Annotated in this window: 2 protein-coding genes; both read left to right on the forward strand. The window is 41.6% G+C overall.

All coding sequences use genetic code 11. The features are described from left to right. Nucleotides 1–521, forward strand: a 521-nt coding sequence (locus tag A3735_RS01235; RefSeq protein WP_068637417.1) for a DUF1439 domain-containing protein, incomplete at its 5' end; no start/stop codon positions are given. Nucleotides 522–839: 318 nt separating this feature from the next. Further along, on the forward strand, nt 840–1,219 hold a 380-nt coding region (locus A3735_RS01240; protein ID WP_156499301.1), incomplete at its 3' end, for a hypothetical protein.

Consider the following 1,219-nt stretch of genomic DNA (forward strand, 5'->3'; position numbering starts at 1 on the left):
GTATTTTTGTATTCTTACTTATGTTTTCATTCTCCCAGATGTCCTCAGGATTTACCTACACCATTGAGCTGACAGAACGAAGCTTGCAAGAAAAGATTGAGGCGATGATGCCCTTAGAAAAGAAACAGTACTTCTTTACTGTTCGCTTGTCCGAGCCAAAAGTGGAGTTAATCAACGTCAGTAATGAAGTTGGCTTTTTTATGCATGTTGATGTCATCGCACCAGGCGGCTTTAAAGGTGGTGGCAGAGGTAAAATCGCCGGTACCCTCCGCTACCAGCAGGATAGCGGGGAATTTTATTTAGACTCACCTCGACTGGTCGACCTTGAGATCGACTTATTGCCAAAACAACTAACACCAAAGATTGCCAAACTGGCTGAGCTAGTGCTGTCTAAAGCTAGCGAGAAGCTTCCTGTCTATCGCTTACGTGACGATGATGCTAAGCACCAATTAGCAAAATCTACTTTGAAGTCTATCAAGGTTAGAGATCATAAACTATTGATTACATTAGGCATGTTTTAAATATGACCTCCGGCTTCTACTGAGCTCCGAATTTTGAGGGGCGAACCCTCTGCCTACGAAAGAGCTAGATGTCATGGCTGACATCTAGCTAACTGTCTGAATAAAAAAGAAAAATAAAATAATTGTGACTATTTCTGCGTTTTGTCCGTCTATATCTCTGTAAATTGGTTTTTTTGTTCTAATTTTTTTCTTCAGAATGGAGAGATATAGGAATTTCACGGTCATAGGTATCTATGTTCGTCCGTATTTGCTTTAGGTTTGTGAAGCAGGGCAGTGATATGACCATTTATTTGTTACTTTCTTAGTGAGGTCAAAAGTATGAATACATCCGTACTTTATTTGCAGGATCTTGTGAATGCTGGTGGCCCAGAGCCTGATCAGTACCCAGCATTAAAACAAGCTTTGGTTGATTTTAATCAGGCAAAGAGCCGAGGAGAATTTAATTACTATGGGCCAGACTATAAAGAAGACTTGATGGGCAAGGCGCTAAGTTTCGATACTATGCAAGGCTTGGCGTATCGAAAACCCAATGGCTATGCTGGCGACTTTGAATTATTAGAACGTATTTACGGTCACTTTCTTACACCCAAGACAGACTTAAGGAACTGGGATCAGTTCTGGAATAGTCAGGCTTTTGTTTCGGCCTTTCAACATAGCCAGCGCTACTTCGTTGACGTAATGGCTGCTGCGGAACAGCA

Source organism: Oleiphilus sp. HI0061 (genome assembly GCF_001635675.1).